This window comes from Methylobacterium sp. E-041 (assembly GCF_022829665.1).
Lineage (GTDB): Bacteria > Pseudomonadota > Alphaproteobacteria > Rhizobiales > Beijerinckiaceae > Methylobacterium.
This window is the reverse complement of the sequence record NZ_JAKSYQ010000228.1, coordinates 61,163-80,691: the sequence shown is the minus strand read 5'-3', so window position 1 is coordinate 80,691 and position 19,529 is coordinate 61,163. Positions and strand designations below refer to the sequence as shown.

The following is a 19,529-nucleotide window of genomic DNA, read 5'->3' as shown; positions in this document are numbered from 1 at the left end:
GATCGCGGCCGCGGTGCCTGCGTCGATCGCCCTGCCCTGCCGCCCGCCCTACGACTGGCCGGCGATGCGCGACTTCCTCGCCGGCCGGGCGATCCCCGGGATCGAGGCGGTGGGCCCGGATCGTTACGCGCGCACCATCGCCGTCGCAGGGGGAACCGGATCGATCGCGATCACGCCCGGCGGCGATGGGCTCGTCGCGATCGTGACGGGCGTGGCGGAGGCCGAGCTTCCCGGAATCGCGGCCCGGCTCCGGCGCTTGTTCGATTGCGACGCCGACCCGGCGGCGATCGGCGCGCATCTCGCGACCGATCCTCGTCTCGCGCCCCTCGTCGCCGCGCGGCCCGGCTTGCGGGTGCCGGGGGCCTGGGACGGGTTCGAGCTCGGCGTCCGCGCGATCCTCGGGCAGCAGGTCTCTGTGGCGGCCGCGACCCGGCTCGCCGGGCGGCTCGTCGCCGAGCTCGGAACGCCCCTCCCGGCCCTCGCCGAACCCGGCCTGACCCATGTCTTCCCGACCGCCGAGCGTGTGGCCGCGGCGGACGTCGCGCAGATCCTGACGATGCCGCGTGCGCGCGGGGCCGCGATCCGGGCGCTCGCGGCGGCGAGCCTCGCCGAGCCCGATCCGTTCGCACCCGACCAGGACCTCGCCACCGCCGTCGCCCGCCTGACCGCGATCCGCGGGATCGGGCCTTGGACGGCGCAGTACATCGCGATGCGGGCGTTGCGCGCGCCGGACGCGTTTCCGCCCGGGGACGTCGGCCTGCTGCGGGCCCTCGATGGCGGCGCCGGGCGCCCGAGCCCGGCGGAGCTGCTGCTGCGCGCCGAAGGCTGGCGCCCGTACCGCGCCTACGCGGCGTTGCACCTCTGGGCGGTCGATGCGGCGCGGCCGGCGGATTGAGGAGGACGCCGTGCGCGCCCAGGATGCCCGCCGGATTCGAGAGCAAGGGACGGGATGCGGCCCGTGAGCGAGCAGCGCATGACGGGGAGACCGCGCGGTCCGCATCCGGCCCCGATCATCGATGAGGCTGCGATGCCGACGACCGAGGCCACCCGTCCCGATCTCTCAGCGGATGCCATGCGGCGCGAAGCCGTGTCGGCGCGCGACGCGGCGTACGATGGCCGCTTCGTCTACTCGGTCCGCAGCACCGGCGTGTATTGCCGACCGAGCTGCCCGTCGCGCGCGGCGCGTCCCGAGAACGTCGCGTTCCACGCCACCTGCGCCGAGGCCGAGGATGCGGGCTTCCGTCCGTGCAGGCGCTGCCGGCCGAACGAGGCGTCGCCCGATGCGAGGCGCGCCGCGGCGATCGCCGGCGCCTGCCGCCTGATCGACGAGGCCGAATCGCTGCCGGCGCTCGCTGTTCTCGCCCGCGCGGCCGGGATGAGCCCGTTCCACTTCCATCGGGTGTTCAAGACGACGACCGGCGTCACGCCGAAGGCCTACGGCGAGGCCCGCCGGGCCGAACGGATGGCGAAGACCCTGCCGAGCGCCGGCAGCGTCACGCACGCGCTCTACGAGGCGGGGTACGGGGCGGCGAGCCGCTTCTACGCCGGGGCCGGCGAGCGGCTCGGCATGGCGCCCGCCGCCTACCGCAAGGGTGGGACCGGCGAGACCATCCGCTTCGCGGTCGGCCCGTGCAGCCTCGGCGCGATCCTCGTCGCGGCTACCGCCCGCGGCGTCTGCGCGATCCTGCTCGGCGACGATCCGGACGCGCTGCTGCGCGACCTGGAGGACCGCTTTCCGAACGCGGCGCTCGCCGGCGGCGACGCCGCGTTCGAGGCGCTGGTCGCGCAGGTCGTCGGCCTGGTCGAAGCGCCGGGGCGGCCGGTGGACCTCCCCCTCGACATCGGCGGCACGGCCTTCCAGCAGCGCGTCTGGGATGCCCTGCGCAGGATCCCGGCGGGGACGACCGCGAGCTACGCCGAGATCGCCCGGAGCCTCGGCACGCCGGCGGCGGTGCGGGCCGTCGCCCGCGCCTGCGGCGCCAACGCCCTCGCCGTCGCGATCCCCTGCCACCGGGTGGTGCGGACGGACGGCGCCCTGTCCGGCTACCGCTGGGGCATCGAGCGCAAGCGGGCACTGCTGAAGCGCGAGGGGGTGGTGCGGTGAGCGGATAAGCCTCGCGATCGCGTTCGGGCTCTTCCCTCCCCCTTTCGAGGGGAGGGTGGCCCGCGAAGCGGGTCGGGAGAGGGAGCGCCGGATTCGGAGAAGCCGCTCCCCCTCTTCCGGCGATCCAGAACCAGGCCCTCTCTACCGACCGAACCGCTCGAACTTCGGGAAGCTCCGGGTCATCAGCGTGCCCGCATCGGTGCGGTGGCCCATCCACTTCTCCAGCACGCCGGCGTTGGCGAGGCGCGGCTGGGGGGAGCCGTCGCGCCAGGGCAGGCCCTCGGCCAGGGCGAAGACGCAGGCATCGACGAGGGTCGATTGCCGGCAGCGCTGGAGGCGCACGCCCTTGCCGCGCACGAGCTCGGTCAGCTCGGTGATCGGGAAGACCAGCAGCAGCTTGTCGGAACTCGTCACCGCGACGTGGTCGCCCTCGGCCGGCACCAGCAGCACCGCCTTGGCGTCCCCGTCGAGGCCCAGGATGCCCTTGCCCTTGCGGGTGTTGGCGACCAGCCCGTCGGACGGCGCGAGGAAGCCGCGCCCGTCAGAGCCGGCGATGAGCAGGCGGGTCTCGGGGCGATAGGGCAGCGCCGCGACGATCTCGGTGCCGTCGTCGAGGTCGACCATCAGCCGGATCGGATCGCCGAAGCCGCGGCCGCCCGGCAGCTTCGAGGCGTCGAGCGTGAACACCTTGCCGTTCGAGGCCAGGACCAGGATCTTGGCGGTGGTCTCGCTCGGGAAGGCGATCTTGATCTGGTCGTCGCCCTTGAAGGCGACGCCCGACAGGTCGGCGACGTGGCCCTTCAGCGCGCGGATCCAGCCCTTCTCCGAGACGATGACGGTGATCGGCTCGCGCTCGACCATCGCGGCCGTGAAGTCGATGCCCGCGGTGTCGGGCGGGTTCTGCAGCGTCGTGCGGCGGGCGCCGAGCTTGGTGTCGGGCCCGAACGCCTTCTTCACCTGGCGGACCTGCTGGGTGATCGCCTTCCACTGCGCGGCATCCGAGCCGAGCAGCGCCTCGAGCCCGTCCTTTTCGCGCGACAGGGTCTCCAGCTCGCGCTTCAGCTCCATCTCCTCGAGCTTGCGCAGGGAGCGCAGCCGCGTGTCGAGGATCGCGTTGGCCTGGACCTCGGTCAGCCCGAAATGCGCCATCAGGGCCGGCTTCGGCTCGTCCTCCTCGCGGATGATGCGGATCACCGCGTCGAGGTCGAGGTAGACGATGAGCAGGCCGTTCAGGATCTCGAGCCGGCGCTCGATCTGCCCGAGCCGGTTGCGCGAGCGCCGCTGCAGCACGACGCGGCGATGGTCGAGCCATTCGCGCAAAGCCTCGGCGAGCCCGATGACGCGGGGCACGAGGCCACCGACCAGCACGTTCATGTTGAGCGGGATGCGGGCTTCCAGCTCGGTCAGCCGGAACAGCGATTCCATCAGGATCACCGGGTCGACGCTGCGCGAGCGCGGCTCCAGCACGACGCGCACGTCCTCGGCCGATTCGTCGCGCACGTCGGCGAGCAGCGGCAGCTTCCTTTCCTGCAGCAGCTCGGCCAGCTTCTCGATCAGCCGCGCCTTCGGGATGCCGTAGGGGATCTCGGTGACGACGATGTTCCAGGTGCCGCGGCCGAGGTCCTCCTTGGTCCAGCGGGCGCGCACGCGAAAGGCGCCGCGGCCCGTGCGGTAGGCCTCGGCGATCGATTCGGCCGAGTCGATCAGGATGCCGCCGGTGGGGAAGTCCGGCCCCTGCACGAAGCTGACGAGCTGGGCCGAGGTCGCCTGCGGGTTGGCGATCAGGTAGAGCGCCGCGTCGCAGAGCTCGGCGGCGTTGTGCGGCGGGATCGAGGTCGCCATGCCGACCGCGATGCCCTGGCTGCCGTTGGCGAGCAGGTTTGGGAACGCCGCCGGCAGGACGGAGGGCTCGTCCTTCTCGCCGTTGTAGGACGGGCGGAAGTCGACCGTGTCCTCGTCGAACCCGTCGAGGATCAGCCGCGCGACCTCGGTGAGCCGCGCCTCGGTGTAGCGGTAGGCGGCCGGGCCGTCGCCGTCGATGTTGCCGAAGTTGCCCTGGCCGTCGACCAGCGGATAGCGCTGCGCGAAGTCCTGGCTCAGCCGAACCAGCGCGTCGTAGATCGCCTGATCGCCGTGCGGGTGGAAGTCGCCCATCACGTCGCCGACGATCTTGGCGCACTTCTTGTGCGCGGTGTTCGGATCGAGCCGAAGCAGCCGCATGCCGTAGAGGATGCGGCGGTGCACCGGCTTGAGCCCGTCGCGGGCATCGGGCAGCGCCCGGTGCATGATCGTGGACAGCGCATAGGCGAGGTAGCGCTCTTCTAGCGCGGACTTCAGCTCGACGCTCTCGATGCCGTCCCCGGTCGGCGGCTCGAAGGGCTGGCCCATCACGGCTCCGTTCTCAGATGTTTCATGTGGAACATAACACGAACATCACGGCGCGGCATCCAGGCCGGCCGCGACGAATCGTGAGCGTTCCTCGGGGACGGGCAGCGCCCGCGGACCCCAGATGTGCTGGGTGAGGAAGTAGCCGGTCAAGGTAAACCCATTCCGCACGTCGTCCAGGCCCTCCAACCGCCCGCCGTCGCGCAGGAAGGCAGGCAGCGCCAGCAGGCGGTCGCGGTAGGGCTCCCCGGCCGAGGCGCTGACGGCGCGCCCGCTCTTCGGCGAGACGTAGATCAGGGCGTCGTTCCCGCCTGTGGCGGCGCAGGCGCCGAGATCGAGGCCGAAGCCGAGCTCGGCCAGGATCGCCAGCTCGAACCGCACCATCAGCACCGGGGCGATCGTGCGGTCGTCCAGGTGGCCGATCAGGACCCGGGCCGCCTCGAACATCTCGGGATGCGGATCGCGCTCGGGCAGCAGGCGCAGGAGGGCGGCGAGGTGGCCGACGCCGTAGAGCGCCAGGCCGGAGCCGATCAGCCGCGACAGGGCCGATTCGAGCGGCTCGACCGCGAAGGCGCCGAGGCCGTCGTCGAGCCGCGCGCGCCAGGTCGCGCGGACCAGGTTCCCGGGCTGCAGCACCGGCTGCAACCGGCGCGAACGCCCGCCATGGACGAGGCCGAGATGACGCCCGTGCGCGCGGGTCATCGCCTCGAGGACGACGCCGGTCTCGCCCTGCCTGCGCACGCCGAGCACGAGCGCGTCATCCGTCCACTGCATCCGCCGTACATAGGCGTTTTTGGTGTGCGGCGTGAGGGTGTGTGTTTCCTAGGACTGAAAGCCGCGGTAGCTTCTGGCATTGGGAGAGGTTGCGGGGATTGGATGCTGGTGCGGAATTCGATCTCGGGACCCGCTGCGCGTCCCACTCGGCGGGCATTTCGACGGTCCGCGCCCATCCTCGCCATCACCGTGATCCTCACCGGTTGCATAGGGCGCGGCGAGGCGCCCTCCCCCGCCGCCCAGGCGTCGTCAAAACCCGTCCGCGAGCGCATCGCCGCCCTCGCCCTGCGGCAGGTCGCGTTCGGGTCGGTCTCGCTGCTGCCGGTGCGGTTCGAATCGAGCCGGATCGCCGGGCCGTTCGAGGATGGCGGGCGCACGCTCTACTGCGTCTCGAGCCACATGAAGGGTCGCACCTTCGGCAAGGGCGAGCGACCCAAGGTCGTGATCCGCGAGGACAAGGCGGCGAACGCGCTCACGGCGATCGACGACGACGAGGTCTGCCAGGGCCACCGCACAGAGCCGTTCCCGGAGCTGGAGACCGTGGGCAACGCGAAGGCCGGCACCATCGGGGGCTGATCCGGGTTGTTCCGGCCCCGTCCTTGCTCCCCCGGACCGATGCGAAACACGCCGCTCGCCCTCTCCCTCGACCTGATCGCCCGCGCCCACGCCGTTCCCGTCGCCGACGACGAGAGCGCGCTGCAGGTGATGACCGACGAGGAGCTGAAGCCCGGCCTCGACGCGATCATCGAGCAGCGCGGCGGCGCCGGCGACCTCTGGGTGTTCGCCTACGGCTCGCTGATGTGGCGGCCGGAATTCGCCTTCGCCGAGAGCCGGATCGGCACGGTGCGCGGCTTCCACCGGCGCTTCTGCCTGCTGCAACGGCGCTTTCGCGGCACGCCGGAGCGGCCCGGCTTCGTGCTCGCGCTGGACCGCGGCGGCTCGTGCCGGGGCGTCGCGTTCCGCTTGGCCGGAACCAACCTGCGCGAGACGCTGATGCCGGTCTGGCGCCGCGAGATGCGCGGGCGCGGCTACGTCGCGCGCTGGCTGCCGGTCGCGACGGAGGCCGGAACGGTCTCGGCGCTGACCTTTCTCGTGAACCGCGCGAGCGACCGCTATTCCGGTCGCCTGACGGAGGCCGAGATCGCTGACCGGATCGCGGTCGCGTCCGGGCATCTCGGGCCGAGCGCCGAGTACCTGTTTCGCACGGTCGAGGCCTGCGAGGCACTCGGCATCCGCGACCGGCACCTCTGGAACCTGCAGGCCCTGGTCGCCGCCCGCCTGGATCTCGGCCATCCAATCTCGGGCGGCGCACCGGGATAGGCTCGCGGCGGCGAGAGCGGACGCCTCCATCGATGCGACCTCAGACCTAGGCGCGCTTCAGCGCCGTCACGACGCGGCCGCCGCCATGCTCCGCATCCGGGTTGCGCAACTCGCGCAAGCCCGGCGCCCGGCCCGTCGTCAGGTAGACGACCTCCGTCAGCGCCAGCACCACCTTCGTCCGCATCGACCCCGTCCCGCTTGGTTAAGCAAGGCTGTGTAGGATCGGTCGGTTTTGAGGAGGTTGCGCCGGCGCACATCGACCGGACCGAATGCCTGTTTCCCCTTGGCATGGTAAAGAGGACGTTACGAGGTCCCTATCGAATCATCTTCGTGCAGTCGTATTGCGATCACGTTGCTACAATGACAGGTATACTGTTTATAAATTTAAATCAGGATTTATATTCAGTCGCATGAGATGAAGGTCTTTCATGGAGTTATCCAGTCGATGCTTACGAGATCGATCCGGTCGGCCTTGGTCGTGTTGCTCACGTCCGTTGCAAGCGCTTCGGCGTGCGATGTCCCGATACCGACGCGCGGTTCTTTCGTTGAATGGCCGACCCGATTTCTCGTTGGAAAGGTGGAGGTACTTCAGGTCCGGACGATATCCATGATGGAACGGTATGCGCGGGTTCGTCTCATCGAACCGGTCAGAGGCGAACTCCCGCGCGAATTCGGCGTTCTTTATGATGTTACGAGTTGCGGTGGGTATTTCGCAAAAGGTGAAATCAAAATCGCTGGCTTCATCCTTCTTCCACCGGAGGAGCAGACGAAACACTATCGCTACATGACGAATTCGCTAGTCGGGAGCTGGACGCAAGCGATATTCATCGACCGCGGAGCTCATCTAATTGAATAAACCATTTCTTGTTTGCTCAAAGATGCAAAGTGATCGTCTCAAGGCTCTCCTTGCGAGGTCCTGATACGAATTTTCTGGGATCCAGATTCTATAGGTGCTCGCCACACTGGGCCGGTGGCGGGCTCAGGCTCCTCACGATCAGTTCACCTCCACCTGGATCACGCCCGGCACGGCGCGCAGCATCCCGGCGATCTGCGGGGTGGCTTGGTACTTGTCGCGCAGCTTGATCTCGACCTCGCGCTCGCCGCCGTCCAGCAGCAGGATCAACGAGACCTCGCCCTCGCCGCGCATGGCGAGGCGCTGCTGCACGGCGCCGATCGGGCCCTCGTCGCGCAGGTAGATCCGCATGCCCTTCTGGTAACGCGCCACCGCCGCGTCGAGCGGCTCGGCGGCGAGGATCCGGGCGCGCACGTCCTCGCCCTCGAGGTTGGCCTGGAGCTGGAGAACCAGCGGCTGGCCGGGTTCCAGGATCTCGCGGTAATGCCCGAGGCCTTCGGAGAAGATGATCGCCTCGAAATGCCCGGTCTGGTCCGAGAGCGTGACGATGCCGAGCTTGTTGCCGGTCTTGGTGCGGCGCTCGGAACGGTCGAGCACCGAGGCCGCGACCTTGCCGACGCTCGAGGTGCCGGCGCGAACCGAGCGGCAGAACTCGGCCCAGCTCTGCACCCGGAGCTTGCCCAGCAGATCCTGATACTCGTCGAGCGGGTGCCCCGAGACGAAGAAGCCGATCGCGTCGTACTCGCGCTTGAGCTTCTCGGCCATCGGCCAGCCCTCGTAGGCCGGGATGCGCAAGCTCACGTCGGTGGAGGTGACGCCGCCGAACATGTCGGCGATGCCGGCGCTCTCGGCTTCGGCCGCGCCCTGCGCCAGCTTCATCATCGGCTCGACCGCGGCGCAGGCCTTGGCGCGGTCCGGCTCGATGTCGTCCATCGCGCCGGCGGCGACCAGGCTCTCGAGCGTGCGCTTGTTGACGTGGCGCGGGTTGAGCCGGCGGGCGAGGCAGGCGAGATCCTTGAACGGGCGCTCGCCGCGCGCCTCGACGATCGACTTCACCGCCTCGCGCCCGACGCCCTTGATCGCGGCGAGCGCGTAGCGGATGCGCCCGACGCCATTATCGTCGACATGGACCTCGAAGGTGACGCCGGAGGTGTTGATCGAGGGCGGTTCGACGACGATCTTGAGCCGCTGCGCGTCCTGCCGGAATTCGGCGAGCTTGTCGGTGTTGTCCATGTCGAGGTTCATCGCGGCGGCGAGGAACTCGACCGGATGGTTCGCCTTCAGGTAGGCGGTCTGGTAGGTCAGCAGGGCGTAGGCCGCCGCGTGGCTCTTGTTGAAGCCGTAATCAGCGAACTTGGCCAACAGGTCGAAGATCTCGTTGGCCTTCGGCTTGGTCAGCCCGCGCTCGACGCAGCCCTTCACGAAGCGGTCGCGCTGGGCGTCCATCTCGGCGCGGATCTTCTTGCCCATGGCGCGCCGGAGCATGTCGGCCTCGCCGAGCGAGTAGCCGGCCAGGAGCTTGGCGATCTCCATCACCTGCTCCTGGTAGACGATGATGCCGAAGGTCTCCTTCAGCGCCGGCTCCAGCTTGGGATGCGGGTACCACGCCGCCTCGTTGCCGGCGTCGCGACCGAGCTTGCGCTCGCAATAGACCGGGATGTTGGCCATCGGGCCCGGCCGGTAGAGGGCGACGAGCGCGATGATGTCCTCGAAGCGGTCGGCCTGCATCTCGCAGAGCGCCTTGCGCATGCCGGCCGATTCCACCTGGAACACGCCGACCGTCTCGCCCCGGCCCATCGGCTGGTAGGTCTCGGGCTGATCGAGCGGCAGCGCCGCGAGGTCGATCTCGATGCCGCGCTGCTTGAGCAGGTCCGTGCAGCACCTCAGCATCGTCAGCGTCTTGAGGCCGAGGAAGTCGAACTTCACCAGGCCGGCGGCCTCGACCCACTTCATGTTGAACTGGGTCACCCGCATCCCGGTCTTCGGGTCGCGGTAGAGCGGCACCAGCTGCTCCAGCGGCCGGTCGCCGATGACCACGCCGGCCGCGTGGGTCGAGGCGTGCCGGTGCAGGCCCTCGAGCTTCTTGGCGATCTCCATGAGGCGAGCCACGATCGGCTCCTCCTCGATCGCCTGCTGCAGCTTCGGCTCGCCCTCGATCGCTTGGACCAGGGTCACGGGATTGGCCGGGTTCTGCGGCACCAGCTTGGTCAGCTTGTCGACCTGCCCGTAGGGCATCTCGAGCACGCGGCCGACGTCGCGCAGCACCCCGCGCGCCTGCAGCGTGCCGAAGGTGATGATCTGCGCCACCTGCTCTTGGCCGTAGCGCTCCTGCACGTACTGGATCACGCGCTCGCGCCCCTCGACGCAGAAGTCGATGTCGAAGTCCGGCATCGAGACGCGCTCGGGGTTGAGGAAGCGCTCGAACAGCAGGCCGAAGCGCAGCGGGTCGAGGTCGGTGATCAGCAGCGCGTAGGCGACAAGCGAGCCCGCGCCCGAGCCGCGGCCCGGGCCGACGGGGATGTCGTGGTCCTTGGCCCACTTGATGAAGTCGGAGACGATCAGGAAGTAGCCCGGGAACTTCATCCCGACGATCACGTCGAGCTCGAAGGCCAGGCGGTCGCGGTAGGCCTGCTCGGTGAAGCCCTCGCACGGCCCGTGCTGCCTCAGGCGCAGGGCGAGGCCGGCCTCGGCCTGGCGGCGCAGCTCGGTCGGCTCGTCGGCGGCGACCTCCACCGGCACCGAGGGCGCTGCGTCGGCGAGCGCGTCCTGCATCGGCGCGGTCCCGCCCGCCGCCACCCGCGAAAAGTTCGGCAGGATCGGCTTGCGGGTGCGGACGCGGACCGCGCAGCGCATCGCGATCTCGACCGTCGCCTGCAGGGCGTCCGGCAGGTCGGCGAACAGCTCGGCCATCTCGGCCCGGGTCTTGAAGCCGTGGCGCGCGGTGAGCTTGCGGCGGCGGTCGTCGGAGACGACGCGCCCGTCGGCGATCGCGAGCAGCGCGTCGTGGGCGTCGTAATCGCCCGCCTTGCCGAAGAACGGCTCGTTGGCGGCGGCGATCGACAAGCCGTCGCGGTCGGCCATGCGCAGCAGCTCGGCCTCGATCCGACCCTCGTCGTCGAGGCCGTGGCGCTGGAGCTCGACGTAGAGCCGGCTCTCGCCGAAGGTGGTGCGCAGGGCGGCGAGCCGCGCCTCGGCGAGGTCGGGGCGGCCGGCGCGCAGCGCCGCGTCGAGCGGGCCGGTGAAGCCGCCGGTGAGCGCGATCAGGCCCGCCGACGATTCGGCGAGCGCCGCGGCGCTCACGCAGGGCGCCTCGCCGAGCCCGGTGTCGAAGTAGGCGCGGCTCGCCAGCCGCAGCAGGTTGCCGTAGCCGGTCTCGTCCTGCGCCAGCACGACGAGGCTGCCGGCGGGCCGCGCCACCCGTGCCATCGGGTCGACGGCCTCGAACGCCACCGAGAGCTGCATCCCGGCGATCGGCTGGATGCCGCTGCCGGCGGCCTTCTCGGAAAACTCGAGCGCGCCGAACAGATTGTTGGTGTCGGTCAGCGCCAGCGCCGGCTGGTGGTCGGCCAGAGCCGACTTGACGATGTCGCCCACCTTGAGGGCGCCCTCGAGCAGGGAATAGGACGAGTGGACGTGGAGGTGGACGAATCCGACCTCCTTGAGCTGGCGCGCCATGACGGTCCTTGTGCGGGTGCCCCAGAGATCCGTCCTTCGGCCGCCGGAGTCGATGGCCGGCAGGCCGCGATCGCCGATATCCACCGCCGATGTGGCGTTTCGGACGCGCGGCCTGCGACCGATTATCCTGTGCACGGGCGGTCCGGCCGCCCGCGCCGAAGGCATCCCTCAACGGATCGGGGCCAAGGCTACCGCCCAACCCGCCACCGCGACCGCGAGCAGCCCGAAGGCCATGAACTCCGCGACGCCGACCAGAACCATCCGCTTGAGCATGTCGGGCACTCCGTTTCGATGACCCTACTTTGTTCTTGTTTTGTTCCATGTAAAGCGCGGGCGTCGGCGACCTGCCGATAGGGTTGACGAAACGTGAAGCCCGAAGCGCTTCATCGCGGCCGGACTCCTCGGGCGAGATCACCGACCTCGGGCATGGTCCTGCGAACGCCGGGCGGGGGATGGCGTCCGTCGCCCCGCTCCGCCCGCGGCACCCTACAGGTAAAGGAGGCAGGCGAGCAGGAAGAAGCTTTCGACGAGGAGCACCAGGAAGACGATCGTCGTCACGGCGGGATCCCGACCGACGAGGGAGCGCGCTGTGATCGGCTCGGACACGACGGGCACTCCGCTTTCTGGGGGCGCGGCGGCTCCTCGCGGCATGGAAGCCTGACGCACGGCCGCGACGAAGAGCACCTTCGCCGGGGGGTCGGGGGACGTTGACCGGCGAAGGTGCCGCCGGAGGAGAAACGCTGTCCCGGCCCGCCGTGAATGCCATCGATCGGACGGGCGAGCCTTCACGCACGTTAAGTCTTTCACAGATTTTCCAAACGTCAATCTGCAACAGTTCCGGCGCCACAGCGAGCGAATGCTTGCCTCTGTACCAAGCGGAGCCTTCGTTCGACAGCACGGAGCGGCCGCGCCGTCGTAGCGCCGATCGCCGTGGGAACGTCGGTTCAAGGTTTCGGTACGCCGGGCGGTCGTGGACGGGGGCGCCGATCTGTCAGGGCCGGCCGGGTTGGGGCTTGTGGCCCGATTCGAAGCGGGAGTACGCTCGGACCGCCCAGCCACGCGACGACGTCGGCGGGCTCAGGGAGTGGAACATTGGATTTTTCCCCGTCCTCGACGCAGGAGCTCTGGCTCAAGCGCGTGCGCGACTTCATGGCCGCCGAGGTCTATCCGGCGCTCGACGCCGTGAAGGCCGAGACGGCACAATCCGTGCCCGACCGCTGGGCGCCCTCCGCGGCGATCGAGGGCCTGAAGGCGAAGGCGCGCGCCGCGGGCCTGTGGAACTTGTTCCTGCCGCCCTCGCCCGAGCATGACACCGATGCGTTCCACGGCGCCGGGCTGACGAATCTCGACTACGCGCGCTGCGCCGAGGAGATGGGCCGGGTGGCCTGGGCCTCGGAAGTGTTCAACTGCTCGGCCCCCGACACCGGCAACATGGAGGTGCTGCACCGCTACGGCAGCCCGATGCACAAGGAGCGCTGGCTCAAGCCGCTGATGGCGGGCGAGATCCGCTCCGCCTTCCTGATGACCGAGCCCGAGGTCGCCTCGTCGGACGCGACCAACATCGCGACCTCGATCCGCCGCGACGGCGACCATTACGTGATCAATGGCCGCAAGTGGTGGTCGACCGGCGTCGGCGACCGGCGCTGCAAGGTCGCGATCGTGATGGGCAAGACCGACCCCGACGCCCCGCGCCACCAACAGCAATCGCAGATCTTCGTGCCCCTCGACGCGCCCGGCGTCGAGATCAAGCGCCTGCTCTCGGTGTTCGGCTACGACGAGGCCCCGCACGGCCACGCCGAGGTAACCTTACGCGACGTGCGCGTGCCGGCCGAGAACCTGATCCTCGGCGAGGGCCGCGGCTTTGAGATCGCGCAGGGGCGCCTCGGCCCGGGCCGAATCCACCACTGCATGCGCACTATCGGCGCGGCCGAGGCCGCCCTCGAGGCGATGGTGCGGCGCCTGCTCGCGCGCACCGCCTTCGGCAAGCGGCTGGCCGACCAGTCGGTGTGGGAGCAGCGCGTCGCCGAGGCCCGCATCGACATCGAGATGACGCGCCTGCTCTGCCTGAAGGCGGCGGACATGATGGACAAGGTCGGAGCCAAGGTGGCCAAGCTCGAGATCGCGATGATCAAGGTCGCCGCCCCGCGCATCGCGCTGAAGGTGCTCGACGACGCGATCCAGGCCCATGGCGGCGCCGGCGTCTCCGACGACTTCGACCTCGCCCGCACCTACGCCCACATCCGTACCCTGCGGCTCGCCGACGGGCCGGACGAGGTCCACAACCGCTCGATCGCCCGCCTCGAATTCGCCCGCCACAGCAACGCGGGTCCCGCCGCGTGAGCGGGACGGGGGATTCAGCCTTCGCCGGCACCAAGGCGGTCGACCCACGCCACCGGATCGACGAGGGCGCCCTGGCGGCCTGGATGGCGGAGCACGTCGCCGGGTTCGACGGCCCGCTGACGCTGCGCCAGTTCAAGGGCGGCCAGTCGAACCCGACCTACCGGGTCGAGACCCCGGGGGGCGCCTACGTGCTGCGGCGCAAGCCCTTCGGCCCGCTGCTGCCCTCGGCCCACGCGGTCGAGCGCGAGTACCGCCTGATCCGCGCACTGCACGGCACCGGCTTCCCGGTGCCGCGGGCGGACGCCCTGTGCGAGGATGCCGGCGTGATCGGCGCGGCCTTCTACGTGATGGAGGCGGTCGAGGGTGCCGTGCACTGGAATGCGGCTCTGCCGAAGCTGCCGCCGGCCGAGCGGCGCGACGTCTACGCGGGCATGATCACGACCCTTGCCCGCCTGCACCGGGCCGACCCCACCGCGATCGGGCTCGGCGATTACGGCCGGCCCGGCAACTACTTCGCCCGCCAGGTCGACCGCTGGACCAAGCAGTACCGCGCCGCCGAAGGCGACCGGCTCGAGGCGGCCGAGCGGCTGATCGCCTGGCTGCCGCGGACCGTGCCGGAGCAGGACCGGGTCTCGATCGTCCACGGCGACTTCCGCCTCGACAACATGATCTTCGCCCATGGCCGGGTCGCCGCGGTGCTGGACTGGGAGCTGTCGACGCTGGGCGATCCGCTCGCCGACTTCAGCTACCTTCTGATGCACTGGGTGCTGCCGGCGGACGGCCGCAGCGCGCTCGGCGGGCTCGATCTCCACGCACTCGGCATCCCGACGCAGGACGAGGCGGTGGCGCTCTACTGCCGCGAGACCGGTCGCGACGGCCTGCCCGACCTGAACTGGTACTTCGCCTACAACCTGTTCCGCCTCGTCGGCATCCTCCAGGGCATCGCCGGGCGGATGAAGGCCGGCACCGCCGCGAGCGAGCACGCCGCCGACATGGCCGCCCGCGTGCCGAAGCTCGCCGACGCGGCCTGGTCGTTCGCCGTGAAAGCCGGGGCCTGACCGCGATGGCGCGCGTCGTCGTGGTGACGGGCGCAGCCCAGGGCATCGGCCAGGCGCTGTGCGAGCGCTTCGCCGCCGACGGCGCCACGGTGATCGCCGCCGACGTCGACGCGGCCGGCGCCGCCGAGACCGCGGCGCGCATCGGCGGCGTCGCCGCGACCTGCGACGTCGGCGCGGCCGAGAGCGTCGCCGACCTCGTCGCGCGGACGATCCGGGAGCACGGGCCGGTCGACGTCTATTGCTCGAATGCCGGCATCCTGCTGCGCGACCCCGATCCCGAGAATGCGGCCTCCGCGCCCGATGCCGACTGGGCGCGCGCCTGGGCGGTCAACGTGATGGCCCACGTTCACGCGGCGCGCGCGCTGCTGCCGGATTGGATCGCCCGACGCGCGGGGACCTTCCTCGCCACGGTCTCGGCGGCCGGCCTGCTCAGCCAGATCGGCAGCGCGACCTATTCCACCACCAAGCACGCCGCCCTCGGCTTCTGCGAGCACCTCGCGATCAGCCATCGCGACCATGGCATCCGCGTCGCCGCGCTCTGCCCGCAGGGGGTCGACACCGCGATGGTGCGCGGCGCCTCGGCGCGCGAGCCGGCGCTCCTCGACGGGCTGCTCAGCCCCGAAGCGGTGGCGGAGGCGGCGTTCGCCGGCCTCGCCGAGGGCCGCTTCCTGATCCTGCCGCACCCGCAGGTCGCCGGTTACGTGCGCCGCAAGGCCGACGACCACGACCGCTGGATCGGCGGCATGGCCAAGCTCAGACGCGCGAGAGGATGATCCGATGTCGCTGTTCGATCTCACCGGCAAGGTCGCCGTCATCACTGGCTCGTCCCGCGGGATCGGGCGCGCCATCGCGCTCCGCATGGCCGAGCAGGGCGCGCGGGTGGTGGTGTCGTCGCGCAAGCGCGAGGCCTGCGACGCGGTCGTCGCCGAGATCGAGGCGGCGCACGGCGCCGGCCGCGCCATCGCGGTGCCGGCCAGCATCTCGGTGAAGGAGGACCTCGTCCGTCTGATCGGCGAGACCAACGACCGTTTCGGCGTGGTCGACACGCTGGTCTGCAACGCTGCGAGCAACCCGTATTACGGGCCGCTGGCCGACATCAAGGACGAGCAGTTCACCAAGATCCTGTCGAACAACATCGTCTCGAACCACTGGCTGATCCAGCTGGTGGCGCCGGCGATGATCGCCCGGCGCGACGGCGCGATCGTCATCGTCTCCTCGATCGGCGGCCTCAAGGGCTCGCCGGTGATCGGCGCCTACAACGTCTCGAAGGCGGCCGACATGCAGCTCGCGCGGAACTACGCGGTCGAGTACGGCCCGCACAACGTCCGGGTGAACTGCATCTGCCCCGGCCTCGTCCGCACCGACTTCGCCCGCGCCCTGTGGGAGGATCCGAAGGTCCTGGCATCCGCGACCTCGCTCGCGCCTTTGCGCCGCATCGGCGAGCCCGACGAGATCGCCGGTGCGGCGATCTTCCTCGCCTCGGCCGCGGGGCGGTTCACGACGGGCCAGGCCATCGTGGTGGACGGCGGCGTGACGATCGCCAGCGGGGCGATCGGGTAGACGCCGCGCATTGCCCTCCCCCCTCTGCGGGGGAGGGAGACGCGGGTTCTACGCCGCCGTCCGTGCCGCTCTATCGTATCCGGCGAAGCTGCCTCCCTCGGCGACCAGCTTCTCCAACAGGGAAGAGGGCGCGAATTCCGGCCCGTGCTCCGCCTCGAAGGCCTTCATCCGGTCGAGGATTTTGCCGAGGCCGATGCCGTCGGCCCAGTGCATCGGGCCGCCGGTGTACACCGGCCAGCCGTAGCCGTTGATCCAGACCGTATCGATGTCCGAGGCGCGCAAAGCCTTGCCCTCCTCGAGGATCTTCGCACCCTCGTTCACCATCGGATAGAGGCAGCGCTCCAGGATCTCCTGGTCGGTGACGGTGCGGCGGGCGATGCCCTTGCGCTCGGAGACGTCGCGGATCACCGCCTCGACCGCATCCGAGGGCGAGGGCTTCCGGTTCTCGTCGTAATCGTAGAAGCCGCGGCCGGTCTTCTGCCCCCGGCGGTCCTGCTCGCACAGGATGTCGCGCACGCTCTCGCCCTTCGAGGTCTCCGCCGACCAGCCGATGTCGAGGCCGGCCAGATCGCTCATCGCGAACGGCCCCATCGGCAGGCCGACGCCCTCCACCACCCGGTCGACGTCCTGCGGCAGAGCGCCTTCGAGGATCAGCTTGTTCGCCTCGCGCTGGCGCTGCTCCAGCATGCGGTTGCCGACGAAGCCGTGGCAGACGCCGACCAGCACCGCGACCTTGCCGATGCGGCGCCCGAGCGCCATCGCGGTGGCGATCACGTCGGGCGCGGTCTCGGCGCCGCGCACCACCTCGAGCAGGCGCATGACGTTGGCCGGCGAGAAGAAGTGCATCCCGATCACGTCCTGCGGCCGCCGGGTCATGCCGGCGATCACGTCGATGTCGAGGTAGGAGGTGTTGGAGGCGAGGATCGCGCCGGGCTTGGCGATGGCGTCGAGCGTCCGGAAGATCGTGCGCTTGAGGTCCATGTCCTCGAACGCCGCCTCGATGATCAGGTCGCAGCCGGCCAGGTCCGCGAAGTCGAGGCTGTCGGTTAGCAGCGCCATGCGGGTCTCGACGTCGGCGGCGGTGATGCGCCCCTTCTTCGCCGAGCCGTCGTAGTTCCGGCGGATCGTCTTCAGCCCACGCTCCAACGCCTCGGCCTTGGCCTCGACGATCGTCACCGGGATGCCGGCGTTGAGGAAGTTCATGCTGATGCCGCCGCCCATGGTCCCGGCGCCGATGATGCCGACGCGGGCGACCGGACGGGTCGGGACGTCCTTGCCGAGGCCCGGGATCTTGGCGGCCTCGCGCTCGGCGAAGAAGACGTGGCGCTGGGCGATCGACTGCGCGCCGTGCATCAGCCGCTCGAAGGTCTCGCGCTCGAAGACGATGCCCTCCGCGAACGGCCTGTTGCAGGCCGCCTCGACGCAGCGAATGCAGGCCTCGGGCGCCTCGAAGCCGCGGAACTTCTTGGCGTTCGCCTTGCGGAAGGCGTCGAACAGGGCGGGGTCGTCGCGCCCTTCCGCGATGCGGTCGTCGCGGTCGCGGATGCGGGGCGAGGCCTGTCCCTCGGCGAGGATGCGCTCGGCGAAGGCGGTCGCGTCGGCGACCAGCGTGTCCGCGCCGGTCAGCGCATCGAGCAAGCCCATCGCGTGCGCGGCCTTCGCGCCGACGGGCTGGCCCGAGGTGATGATCTCCAGGGCCTTCTGCGGGCCGACCACGCGGGGCAGGCGCTGCGTACCGCCGGCGCCGGGGACGAGGCCGAGCTTCACCTCCGGCAGGCCGAGCTTCGCCGAGGGTGTCGCCACGCGGTGGTGGCAGGCCAGCGCCAGCTCGAGCCCGCCGCCGAGCGCCTGCCCGTGGATCGCCGCGACCACCGGCTTGAACGAGGTCTCGACGATGTCGAGCAGCTCGCCGAGCCCCATGCCGCGGGGCGGCTTGCCGAACTCGGTGATGTCGGCGCCGCCGGAGAACAGCTTGCCCGAGCCGGTGAGGACGATCGCCCCGACCTCCGCATCCGCCCCGGCTTCCGCGATCCGATCGCGCAGGCCCTCGCGGACGGCCGCGCCGAGCGCGTTCACCGGCGGCGAGGCGAGCGTGATGACGGCGACGCGGCCGTCGCGGCGGAGGGTGGTCGGGGTGTCGGTCATGCTGGCTTCCTCATCGTGCGCCGCGTCCGGCCGGGTCCGGGCGTCGGCGGTTTTCGAGATCGGGGTTCGGTCGCACGGGCCGGCGTCAGCCCGCGACGATGCCGCGCGTCCGCAGGTCGGCAATATGCTCCGAATCGAGGCCGAGTTCCGCGAGCAGCGCGCGCGTGTGCTCGCCGAGGCCCGGCGGCGGCCGGCGCACCGGGGGACGGGCTCCGTCGAGGCGGTAGGGCGGCGCGAGGACGGGCGATCGTCCCGCATGCAGCATGTGCGCTTCGGCCGTCCGATCGGAACGGAACGCCTCGTGCAGGCCGGCGACCTCGCCGCAGGGAATGCCCGCGTCCCGGAGCGCTGCGATCAGCGTCGCCCGCGGGATGCGCGCGAGCTCGCGGTCGATCTCGGGCGCGAGCCGGTCGCGGTGGCGCGAGCGGCCGAGGTTGGTCGCGTAGTCCGGATCGGCCGCGAGGTCCTCCCGGCCGATCACCGTGCAGAAGCGGCGGTACTGGCCGTTGTTGCCGACGGTGATGACCAGGGGACCGTCGGCCGCCTCGAACACGCCGTAGGGCACGATCGCCGGGTGCGCGTTGCCGACCCGCTCGGGATCGCGCCCGAGCGCGAGAGCCGCGAGGCCGACATAGGAGGTCAGGCTGAGGCCGGAATCGTAGAGCGCCATCTCGACGTGGCGGCCGCGCCCGGTGCGGTGGCGCTGAAGGAGCGCCGCGAGCACCGCCTGGGCCGCATACTGGCCGGTGAACAGATCGACGGCCGCGACGCCGAACTTCAGCGGAGGCTCGTCCGGGCGGCCGTTCAGCGCCATGAGGCCCGCCTCGCCCTGCACCACGAGGTCGTAGCCCGGGCGTTCCGCCTCCGGCCCGTCGCCGACGTAGCCGGCGACCGAGCAGTAGATCAGCCCCGGGTTCTCCGCCGACAGGCGGTCGTAGCCGAGCCCGAGCCTGTCGGCGCCGCCCCGCTTGAAGTTCTGGATCAGCACGTCGCAGCCGGCCGCGATCCTTCGTGCCAGCGCCGCACCTTCCTCGGACGCCAGGTCGAGGCCGAGCGAGCGCTTGTTGCGGTTCACGCTGTCGAAATACGTCGTGTTGCCGGGGCTCGTGGCGACGCCCCAGTCGCGGGTGTCGTCGCCGCGGGTCGGATGCTCGACCTTGATCACGTCGGCGCCGAGGTCGCCCAGCACCTGCCCGCACCAGGGCCCGGCGAGCACCCGCGACAGGTCGAGGACGCGGATGCCCGCCAGCGGCAGGTCCGGTTCCGTCGTCGGCTCCATCGGCTCCTCCTGGCCCCGTATCCGGCACGTCTGCGG

At 70.6% G+C, this 19,529-nt stretch carries 14 protein-coding genes; 8 read left to right on the top strand and 6 right to left on the bottom strand.

Features of this window, described 5'->3' with window-relative positions:
• Positions 1–64 precede the first annotated feature (64 nt).
• A complete protein-coding gene (locus MKK70_RS20880) occupies positions 65–895 on the top strand; it encodes an AlkA N-terminal domain-containing protein (protein ID WP_243949870.1) in 831 nt (276 codons plus the stop codon).
• Between the two features lie 132 nt (positions 896–1,027).
• Positions 1,028–2,104 (top strand): bifunctional DNA-binding transcriptional regulator/O6-methylguanine-DNA methyltransferase Ada, encoded by a 1,077-nt coding sequence (gene ada, locus MKK70_RS20875; protein ID WP_243949636.1) that lies wholly within the window; start codon positions 1,028–1,030, stop codon positions 2,102–2,104.
• A 141-nt stretch (positions 2,105–2,245) separates the two neighbouring features.
• Here the strand turns inward: ada and parC are convergent, their stop codons facing one another.
• Together parC and recO are read right to left on the bottom strand one after the other, a co-directional pair.
• Positions 2,246–4,492 (bottom strand): DNA topoisomerase IV subunit A, encoded by a 2,247-nt coding sequence (parC, locus tag MKK70_RS20870; RefSeq protein ID WP_243949635.1) that lies wholly within the window; start codon positions 4,490–4,492, stop codon positions 2,246–2,248.
• A gap of 45 nt (positions 4,493–4,537) precedes the next feature.
• A complete protein-coding gene (gene recO / locus MKK70_RS20865) occupies positions 4,538–5,263 on the bottom strand; it encodes a DNA repair protein RecO (RefSeq protein ID WP_243949634.1) in 726 nt (241 codons plus the stop codon).
• A 102-nt stretch (positions 5,264–5,365) separates the two neighbouring features.
• Between recO and MKK70_RS20860 the strand changes: the two genes are divergently transcribed.
• Both MKK70_RS20860 and MKK70_RS20855 read left to right on the top strand, forming a co-directional pair.
• On the top strand, positions 5,366–5,839 hold the full coding sequence (locus MKK70_RS20860) for a hypothetical protein (protein ID WP_147727507.1): 474 nt from the start codon (positions 5,366–5,368) through the stop codon (positions 5,837–5,839).
• A gap of 39 nt (positions 5,840–5,878) precedes the next feature.
• Positions 5,879–6,583 (top strand): gamma-glutamylcyclotransferase, encoded by a 705-nt coding sequence (locus MKK70_RS20855; RefSeq protein WP_147727506.1) that lies wholly within the window; start codon positions 5,879–5,881, stop codon positions 6,581–6,583.
• Between the two features lie 46 nt (positions 6,584–6,629).
• Here the strand turns inward: MKK70_RS20855 and MKK70_RS20850 are convergent, their stop codons facing one another.
• Together MKK70_RS20850 and dnaE are read right to left on the bottom strand one after the other, a co-directional pair.
• Entirely contained in the window at positions 6,630–6,767 is a 138-nt protein-coding gene (locus tag MKK70_RS20850) for a hypothetical protein (RefSeq protein WP_243949632.1), read from the bottom strand.
• Between the two features lie 810 nt (positions 6,768–7,577).
• A complete protein-coding gene (gene dnaE, locus MKK70_RS20845; protein WP_243935284.1) occupies positions 7,578–11,111 on the bottom strand; it encodes a DNA polymerase III subunit alpha in 3,534 nt (1,177 codons plus the stop codon).
• 1,092 nt (positions 11,112–12,203) lie between these two features.
• Between dnaE and MKK70_RS20840 the strand changes: the two genes are divergently transcribed.
• The 4 genes from MKK70_RS20840 to MKK70_RS20825 are packed head-to-tail and all read left to right on the top strand — an operon-like array spanning position 12,204 to position 16,069.
• Complete coding sequence (locus MKK70_RS20840; protein ID WP_243949631.1) at positions 12,204–13,451, top strand: acyl-CoA dehydrogenase family protein; 1,248 nt, start codon at positions 12,204–12,206, stop codon at positions 13,449–13,451.
• Positions 13,448–14,509, top strand: a complete 1,062-nt coding sequence (locus MKK70_RS20835) for a phosphotransferase family protein (protein ID WP_243949630.1) — start codon at positions 13,448–13,450, stop codon at positions 14,507–14,509. The genes MKK70_RS20840 and MKK70_RS20835 overlap by 4 nt, the downstream gene beginning before the upstream one ends.
• Positions 14,506–15,282 (top strand): SDR family oxidoreductase, encoded by a 777-nt coding sequence (locus MKK70_RS20830; protein WP_409568309.1) that lies wholly within the window; start codon positions 14,506–14,508, stop codon positions 15,280–15,282. The genes MKK70_RS20835 and MKK70_RS20830 overlap by 4 nt, the downstream gene beginning before the upstream one ends.
• Positions 15,283–15,286: 4 nt before the next feature.
• Positions 15,287–16,069 (top strand): SDR family NAD(P)-dependent oxidoreductase, encoded by a 783-nt coding sequence (locus tag MKK70_RS20825; RefSeq protein ID WP_243949628.1) that lies wholly within the window; start codon positions 15,287–15,289, stop codon positions 16,067–16,069.
• A 48-nt stretch (positions 16,070–16,117) separates the two neighbouring features.
• Here the strand turns inward: MKK70_RS20825 and MKK70_RS20820 are convergent, their stop codons facing one another.
• Together MKK70_RS20820 and MKK70_RS20815 are read right to left on the bottom strand one after the other, a co-directional pair.
• Entirely contained in the window at positions 16,118–18,214 is a 2,097-nt protein-coding gene (locus MKK70_RS20820; protein ID WP_243949626.1) for a 3-hydroxyacyl-CoA dehydrogenase NAD-binding domain-containing protein, read from the bottom strand.
• A gap of 85 nt (positions 18,215–18,299) precedes the next feature.
• Positions 18,300–19,493, bottom strand: coding sequence for a CaiB/BaiF CoA transferase family protein (locus tag MKK70_RS20815; RefSeq protein WP_243949624.1), 1,194 nt, complete (start codon positions 19,491–19,493; stop codon positions 18,300–18,302).
• Positions 19,494–19,529: the final 36 nt, after the last annotated feature.